General features: G+C 53.5%; 9 protein-coding genes and 1 pseudogene. All 10 read left to right on the top strand.

The features are described 5' to 3' along the window. Nucleotides 1–143: 143 nt before the first annotated feature. The 10 genes and pseudogenes from VU18_RS11300 (at nucleotide 144) to VU18_RS11260 (ending at nucleotide 7,539) form a co-directional block, all read left to right on the top strand. A complete protein-coding gene (locus VU18_RS11300) occupies nucleotides 144–719 on the top strand; it encodes a nucleoside triphosphate pyrophosphatase (protein ID WP_015375502.1) in 576 nt (191 codons plus the stop codon). Between the two features lie 135 nt (nucleotides 720–854). Beyond that, nucleotides 855–1,535 carry a DNA repair protein RadC gene (radC, locus tag VU18_RS11295; protein WP_015375501.1) on the top strand — a complete coding sequence of 227 codons (681 nt, stop codon included), beginning with the start codon at nucleotides 855–857 and terminating at the stop codon, nucleotides 1,533–1,535. 157 nt (nucleotides 1,536–1,692) lie between these two features. Then, entirely contained in the window at nucleotides 1,693–2,715 is a 1,023-nt protein-coding gene (locus VU18_RS11290; RefSeq protein ID WP_011232093.1) for a rod shape-determining protein, read from the top strand. Between the two features lie 19 nt (nucleotides 2,716–2,734). Next, nucleotides 2,735–3,601, top strand: coding sequence for a rod shape-determining protein MreC (gene mreC / locus VU18_RS11285; RefSeq protein ID WP_011232092.1), 867 nt, complete (start codon nucleotides 2,735–2,737; stop codon nucleotides 3,599–3,601). After that, a pseudogene (locus tag VU18_RS21120) lies at nucleotides 3,598–3,668 on the top strand (rod shape-determining protein MreD); the annotation flags it as partial. The gene mreC and the pseudogene VU18_RS21120, both read left to right, overlap by 4 nt. Before the next feature lies 1 nt (nucleotide 3,669). Next, nucleotides 3,670–4,116: rod shape-determining protein MreD (gene mreD / locus VU18_RS11280; RefSeq protein ID WP_236687370.1), on the top strand; the 447-nt coding region annotated here is incomplete at its 5' end. 40 nt (nucleotides 4,117–4,156) lie between these two features. Further along, nucleotides 4,157–4,849, top strand: a complete 693-nt coding sequence (minC, locus tag VU18_RS11275) for a septum site-determining protein MinC (protein WP_013144614.1) — start codon at nucleotides 4,157–4,159, stop codon at nucleotides 4,847–4,849. 2 nt (nucleotides 4,850–4,851) lie between these two features. Further along, on the top strand, nucleotides 4,852–5,655 hold the full coding sequence (gene minD / locus VU18_RS11270) for a septum site-determining protein MinD (protein ID WP_011232089.1): 804 nt from the start codon (nucleotides 4,852–4,854) through the stop codon (nucleotides 5,653–5,655). Between the two features lie 263 nt (nucleotides 5,656–5,918). Then, nucleotides 5,919–6,686 carry a M23 family metallopeptidase gene (locus VU18_RS11265; RefSeq protein WP_047758109.1) on the top strand — a complete coding sequence of 256 codons (768 nt, stop codon included), beginning with the start codon at nucleotides 5,919–5,921 and terminating at the stop codon, nucleotides 6,684–6,686. After that, nucleotides 6,679–7,539 carry a site-2 protease family protein gene (locus tag VU18_RS11260; protein WP_021321861.1) on the top strand — a complete coding sequence of 287 codons (861 nt, stop codon included), beginning with the start codon at nucleotides 6,679–6,681 and terminating at the stop codon, nucleotides 7,537–7,539. Before VU18_RS11265 ends, VU18_RS11260 begins: the two co-directional genes overlap by 8 nt. Nucleotides 7,540–7,593: the final 54 nt, after the last annotated feature.

Below are 7,593 nucleotides of genomic sequence, written 5' to 3'. Positions count from 1 at the left end.
CCGACAGTCGATCAAATGCCTAGTAAAATCTGCAAATGTTCATGCTTCAAATTGCATCTATACAGAAAATTGCCTTTCACCGCAAAATTTGCTACGATACAAGTGAATCTTCCGAACCGAAACGAGCGAAAGGAGAATGAGCGATGCCTCCACGGTTCGTGCTTGCATCCCGCTCCCCTCGACGAAGGCAGATCCTCGAGCTGGCCGGCTGGCCGTTTGATGTGCAGGAAAGCCATGCCGATGAGACGATTCCCCCCGGAACGCCCCCTGATGAAGCGGTTCAACTTCTTGCCCGCCGGAAAGTGGAGGCGGTGATGTCCTCTTTTCCCGACGCGTATGTTCTTGGCGCTGATACGATCGTTGTGTGCGATGGCCGCTTGTTAGGGAAGCCGCGCACGGAAGAAGAAGCATTCGCCATGCTGCGTCAGTTGTCCGGGCGGACGCATGACGTATGGACCGGTGTCGCCATCGCACTCCCTCAAGGGTCCATCACCTCGTTTGCGGAAAAAACAGCGGTGACGTTTTGGGAGCTCGATGACGAGGAAATCGCCGCCTATATTGCGACCGGGGAGCCGATGGACAAGGCGGGGGCGTATGGCATCCAAGGCCGCGCTGCCCTGTTTGTCAAACGGATCGAAGGCGACTATTTGACGGTCGTCGGCCTGCCGCTGTCGCGGACGGTGAGGGAATTGCGCCGGCTCGGGTGGCCGCCGGCATAGATCAAAGCAAAAGCGGCCGCCGTCTGGCGCTTTTTGGCAAAAGAACGCCCCCGCAAACGGATTCTGCTGTCGTACCGAGGGGCGGTTCAAGCCTCTCCATCTTTCGATGAAGCAAAACAAAAAAGGGGGAGTATGATGGCGTGGATGATCCGCGATGTTCCGAAAGACAGCCGGCCGCGTGAACGGCTGCTGTCATCAGGGCCGGAAAGTTTATCCGACCATGAACTGATCGCCATTTTGTTGCGCACGGGCACGAAGGAGGAGTCGGTCGTGCAGCTCGCCCAGCGTCTCCTTCGCCATTTTGAGGGGCTGAGACCGCTCAAAGACGCAACGGTCGAAGAAATGACAAACATCAAAGGGATCGGGCCGACGAAAGCCGTGCAAATTTTGGCGGCGTTGGAGCTCGGCCGACGCATCCACCAGTCCGGCTGCGCCGACCGCTATGTGATTCGCTGCCCGGAAGACGGAGCGAAATACGTCATGGAAGATATGCGCTTTTTATCGCAAGAACATTTTGTCGCCATTTATTTAAATACGAAAAATCAAGTCATCTACCGCAAAACGGTGTTCATCGGCAGTTTAAACGCCTCGATTGTCCATCCGCGCGAAGTGTTTAAAGAGGCGATCAAACGTTCCGCCGCCTCCGTCATTTGTGTGCATAACCACCCTTCTGGCGATCCGACTCCAAGCCGCGAAGACATCGATGTGACGAAACGGCTCGCGGAATGCGGCCGCATCATCGGCATCGAGCTCTTGGATCACCTCATCATCGGCGATCAAAAATTCGTCAGTTTGAAAGAAAAAGGCTACGTCTAGCGGTTCTCATTTTTTGTCGAATCAGTTATAATATCAACTATGGGTTTTTCCGAATCCGTTCGGGCGGTGTTGTACAATTTATAAATGACTTGACATTCGATCCATGTTGTCAATAGAAAATCATATGCATTTCGTTTCGGAAAGGAAGATCGATCATATGTTTGGAATTGGGACGAAAGATCTCGGGATTGATTTAGGAACAGCGAATACGCTCGTTTATGTGAAGGGAAAAGGGATCGTTTTGCGCGAGCCGTCGGTTGTCGCCATTCAGCGCGACACGAAGCAAATCGTCGCCGTCGGCAATGAAGCGAAAAACATGATCGGGCGCACGCCGGGCAACATCGTGGCGCTTCGTCCGATGAAAGACGGCGTCATCGCTGATTATGAAACGACGGCGACGATGATGAAATATTTCATTCGCAAGGCCGTCAAAACGAAAGGGTTGTTTGCCAGCAAGCCGTATGTGATGGTATGCGTGCCGTACGGCATCACGGCCGTAGAGGAGCGCGCGGTCATCGATGCGACGCGCCAGGCTGGAGCACGCGATGCCTATACGATTGAAGAACCATTTGCGGCCGCGATCGGCGCCAATTTGCCGGTGTGGGAGCCGACCGGGAGCATGGTCGTCGACATCGGCGGCGGTACGACTGAAGTGGCCGTGATTTCGCTCGGCGGCATCGTGACGAGCCAGTCGATCCGCATCGCCGGCGATGAAATGGATGAGGCGATCATTCAATACATCCGAAAAACGTACAATTTGATGATCGGAGAACGGACGGCGGAGGCGATTAAAGTCGAGATCGGCTCAGCCGGAAATCCGGAAGGAATCGGAAACATGGAAATTCGCGGCCGCGACTTGCTCACTGGGCTGCCAAAAACGATCGAAATCAGCGCCGAAGAAGTGGCTGAGGCGCTGCACGATACGGTCTATGCGATCGTCGAGTCGGTGAAAAACACGCTCGAAAAAACACCGCCGGAGCTGGCGGCTGACATTATGGACCGCGGCATCGTGCTGACAGGCGGCGGCGCTTTGTTGCGCAACTTGGACAAGGTCATCAGCAAAGAGACGGACATGCCGGTCATCGTCGCGGAAAATCCGCTTGATTGCGTGGCCATTGGCACCGGGAAAGCGCTCGACCACATCGACTTGTTTAAAAACAAGGCGAGAGACCATCGCTGACGGTAAGAAGGTGTGACGCATGCCACAGCTTTTTGGGAATAAGCGTCTCATTTTTTTGCTCGTCAGCATCGTCATCCTTGTCATGTTGATCGGCTTTTCCTTGCGCAGCCGCGAAGAGTTGACGTGGCCGGAGCAGTTTGTAAAAGATACGGTCGGTTTTGTTCAGCTTCTGTTTGGGAAGCCCGCCGAGGAGATCGCGGGCTTCTTTGAAAATGTGAGCGATCTTCGCCGTACATATAAGGAAAACGAACTGCTGAAGGCAAGACTTGAGGAATATGCGGCGCTTGAGACCGAGGTCGAGGCGCTGCGGCAAGAAAACGAACGGCTGCGCGCGTTGCTCGATAAAAAAGAGAGCTTGCGTGATTTTGTTTCGATTCAGGCGACGGTGATCGGGCGGAACCCGGATCGTTGGCGGGAAACGATCATCATCAACAAAGGCGAGCAACACGGCGTGAAAAAAGATATGGCCGTCATCACCCCAGCGGGGCTTGTCGGCAAGGTGCAGCACGCTTCCCAATTTACGTCCACTGTGCAGCTGTTAAGCGCGCTTGACCAAAACAACCGCATTTCCGCTTATATCCAAGGAAAGGAAAACGTGTTTGGGTTGATCGAAGGCTACGATGAGAAGCGGCGCGAGTTGCTGCTCGGAGAAATTCCGATTGACGCCAAAGTGGAAAAAAGGCAAAAAGTGTTGACTTCCGGCCTTGGCGGCGTGTTTCCGAAAGGGCTGCCGATCGGTGAGGTGACTGAAGTCAAGCCGGACCAATACGGATTGACGAAAGTCGTCTATGTCAAGCCGTTTGCCAACTTGTATGATATTGACGACGTCATGATTGTGAAACGAACCATCGATGCAGCACTGCAGGAAAAGGAGGAGGCAAAGTGAACAAGTGGCGTCTCCCTTTCCTTGCGGTGTTATGTTTTGTGAGTGAGAGCCTTTTTGTTGATATATGNCCAAAAGGCGACTTGTATGTCCACTATTTTTTTGTTCCCCGGTTTTTTCTTGTTTTTCTCGTGTTCACAGCGATGCATTTCGGCGGGACGCGGGCGATGGGGTACGGGTTTATCTTCGGGTTTCTGTATGACTGCGTCTACACAGAGCTGCTCGGTGTTTATGCGTTTGCCTATACGCTTATCGCCTACTTGGCGGGCAAAGCGATGAAATGGTTCCACCAAAACTGGTTCGTTGCATCGCTCTTGTCGCTGCTTTCCATTATGCTGCTTGACAGTTATGTCTACGGCATCCAGCTGTTGATCGGGCGGACCGATTGGTCGTTTTCTGTTTTTTGGGACCGCCGTCTATGGCCGACGCTGCTTCTGAACGTCGCGTTTTTGCTCGTCTTTTCGTACCCGCTCGAACGGCGATTGGCAAAAATTCGCCGGTTTGAGCAGGAAGAATAAAAGAGGAAAAACGGCCCGTTTTGTAGAATTATTCGTTGGGGTGAACGTTGTGGCGAAACAAAAGCAGCAGTACGTGACGATTAAAGGGACGAAAGATGGGCTGACGCTGCATCTCGATGACCGCTGCTCGTATGACGATTTATTGAAAGAAATCGAGGAGCGGCTTGTCAAACAAGCTGGCGTCGCGCCAGACAGCCCCCTTGTCTCTGTTCATCTGAAAATTGGGAACCGCTATTTGACGCCTGCCCAAGAGGAAGAGGTGCGTGCGCTCATCCGCCGTTCAAAAAATTTGGTCGTCGATTCGATCGAAAGCAATGTCATGTCGAAAGCAGAAGCGATAGAATGGATGAGAAAAACGGAAATTGTGCCCGTTTCGCGCATTGTCCGTTCGGGACAAGTGCTTCATGTCGAAGGGGATTTGCTGCTGATCGGCGACGTGAACCCTGGCGGAACGGTCATTGCCGGAGGCAACATTTTCATTCTCGGCGCCTTGCGCGGCATCGCCCATGCCGGGTATGCCGGCAATAAACAGGCGATCATCGCTGCATCGGTCATGAAACCGATGCAGCTGCGCATCGGCGACATCATGAGCCGAGCGCCCGATTCGAAAACGGATGAAGGAAATGAAATGGAATGCGCCTATATTGATGAGCATAACCAAATTGTTGTCGACCGCCTTCAGCTGCTTATGCATTTGCGGCCGAATTTGACGCGCTTAGAAAGGAGAATGTGACCGTGGGAGAAGCGATCGTCATCACTTCCGGAAAAGGCGGCGTCGGCAAAACGACGACGACCGCGAACCTTGGGACGGCCCTCGCCATTCTAGGGAAGCGGGTGTGCCTTGTCGACACCGACATCGGGCTGCGCAACCTCGATGTCGTGCTTGGGCTTGAGAACCGAATTATTTATGATTTGGTCGATGTCGTGGAGGGGCGTTGCACGGTGCAGAAGGCGCTTGTGAAAGACAAGCGGTTCGATAACCATTTGTATTTGTTGCCGGCCGCGCAAACGAGCGATAAGTCGGCGGTCAACCCCGCGCAAATGAAACAGCTCATTGAGGAGCTGAAACAGGAATACGATTATGTGCTCATCGACTGTCCGGCTGGAATCGAACAAGGCTATCGCAACGCTGTCGCCGGCGCGGACGAAGCGATCGTCGTCACGACGCCGGAAGTGTCGGCGGTCCGCGACGCCGACCGCATCATCGGCTTGCTTGAAGCGGAGGAGCACGTCAAACCGCCGCGCCTCATCATCAACCGCATTCGCAGCCATATGGTGAAAAACGGCGATATGTTGGATGTCGACGAAATCATCTCGCATTTATCGATCGAGTTGCTCGGCATTATCGCCGACGATGAAAACGTGATCAAAGCGTCGAACCGCGGCGAGCCGATTGTGCTGGACCCAAACAGCAAAGCGTCGATCGCCTTCCGCAACATTGCCCGCCGCATCCTCGGCGAGTCGGTGCCGCTGCCGCCGCTTGAGGAAGAGGAGAAGGGGCTGTTTTCAAAGATTCGGAAAATATTTAGTTTGAAATAATAGAGTTGGCGCAAGAAGGCCGTTGAATGGGCCTTCTTTTTTTATTCATAATTGTTGTGCTGTTTGGAATTCCTGATCTGTAACAACGGAAGCAGATGGTATCGATCGGTTGCGGCGCTCAGCCGAAACGTTGGTGTGAAACCGTTTGAGGGATTTGTTCGCGGACGTGTTCGGCGAGGCGCGGCGAAAAACGCTCGTTCATATTCCATGAGGTTGTCTCATAAATTAGTACAAACGTTGTTGGAAAGGTGGAGGGGGGACGTATGGATCGACGCGTCCGTGAGATGAAAAAACGCATTGAAAAACGAAGAAGGGAACGTCAATATAAGGGGCAGGATCCAAAAGAATCTAGATGGAGCGCCGCTGATGAGGAGCGGTACGGGCTGCCGGTCGTCACGTATGACCGCTATTCGTTTGAATCCGCTCCCCATCCGTTGTTCCGCAAAGAATGGTTTTTATTCAAAACACTCATCGCTGCCTGTCTCGTGCTAGTGACGGCCATTTTGTTCCGGCATCCGTCCGCTTCCCTCGAGCCGGCGCGGCAGTTTATTGCCCGGACGATGGAAACCGAGTTTCAGTTTGCGGCCGTCTCAGCCTGGTATGAAAAAACGTTCGGTGAGCCGCTCGCTTTTTTTGCCCCGAAAAAGGAAGAAAAGGTGAAAACGGCTTCATCCTATGCAGTGCCGGCTTCTGGACGGATTCTCGAAAGTTTTGAAAAAAACGGGGAGGGTGTGACGATCGAAACTGAGAATGGAGCCAAAGTGGAAGCGATGAAAGAAGGGATTGTCACCTTTGCCGGTACGAAAGACCGTCTCGGCAAAACGGTCATCATCCAACATGCGGACGGCACGGAGACGTGGTATGGACGTTTGGGGGCCATTTCGGTGAAATTGTATGATTTTGTAGAAATGGGGCAGGAAGTTGGCACGGCCGAGGCGAGCGAGGCAAATAAACAGAAAGGGCTGTTTTATTTTGCGATTAAACAAGGTGATGAATTTATCGATCCGATTCAGGTGATTTCCTTTGAATAAGTATATGGCGCTGCTCGGGAAGCTGCACGTCCACCCGCTGTTATGGCTGATCGGCGGCATCGCGGTGCTTACCGCCCATTTCAAGCAGCTTTGCCTGTTGTTTTTCATCGTCCTCGTTCATGAGCTCGGCCATGCGGCGGCAGCCGCGTTTTTCTCTTGGCGGGTGAAGCGGATTTTGCTGCTGCCGTTCGGCGGAGTGGCGGAAGTCGAAGAGCACGGCAACCGGCCGTTTGGCGAGGAGTGGATCGTGACGCTCGCCGGGCCGGCCCAGCATCTGTGGCTCACAGCGGCGGCGTTTTTTTTGTGGAAGGCCGGCATGATGGATGGCGGGAGCTGGGAGCTCTTTTTTCGCTACAATGCGGCCATTTTCGCTTTGAACTTGCTGCCGATCTGGCCGCTGGATGGAGGCAAGTTATTGTTTTTGCTGCTGTCCTACCGCCGGCCGTTCAGCGATGCGCATCGAAACACGGTCGCCATATCGGCTGCTGCGCTTGCCTTCGGCGTCGTTCTTTTGTTTGTGTTGGCGCCGCGCCAGCTTGATTTATGGGCGATCGCCGCCTTTTTGGCGCATGCTCTTTGGCAGGAGCAAAAGCAGCATCCGTATGTCGTCATGCGCTTTTTGCTTGAGCGGTATTATGGAAACAAAGGCGGCTATACAAAGCTGCGGACGATTACGGCGCCGGCGGACGAACGCATCTCGGCCGTGCTGCAGCGATTTTACCGCGGACAAAAGCATGCGATCATCGTCGTTCGCGACGGGCGCGAACGGGCGACGCTCGATGAAAACGAGCTGCTGCATGCGTTTTTTGCCGAAAAACAAGCCGATGCGCCGCTTGGCGCTCTCATCTATTGATCGTGGTTATATATAGATGCAACAAAAACGTTTCACATATCCTTGATGGAAAAG

Origin of the sequence: Geobacillus sp. ZGt-1 (assembly GCF_001026865.1) — a bacterium.
Taxonomy (GTDB): Bacteria; Bacillota; Bacilli; order Bacillales; family Anoxybacillaceae; genus Geobacillus; species Geobacillus thermoleovorans.
Note: the sequence above shows the minus strand (reverse complement) of the source record. Positions and strands in the feature narration are given on the sequence as shown.

Bases quoted from the DNA above. Each gene is read 5' to 3' on its own strand.
- VU18_RS11290 (WP_011232093.1), top strand. From the start codon at position 1,693: ATGTTTGGAATTGGGACGAAAGATCTCGGGATTGATTTAGGAACAGCG.
- radC (WP_015375501.1), top strand. From the start codon at position 855: ATGGCGTGGATGATCCGCGATGTTCCGAAAGACAGCCGGCCGCGTGAA.
- VU18_RS11300 (WP_015375502.1), top strand. From the start codon at position 144: ATGCCTCCACGGTTCGTGCTTGCATCCCGCTCCCCTCGACGAAGGCAG.
- VU18_RS11265 (WP_047758109.1), top strand. From the start codon at position 5,919: ATGGATCGACGCGTCCGTGAGATGAAAAAACGCATTGAAAAACGAAGA.
- mreC (WP_011232092.1), top strand. From the start codon at position 2,735: ATGCCACAGCTTTTTGGGAATAAGCGTCTCATTTTTTTGCTCGTCAGC.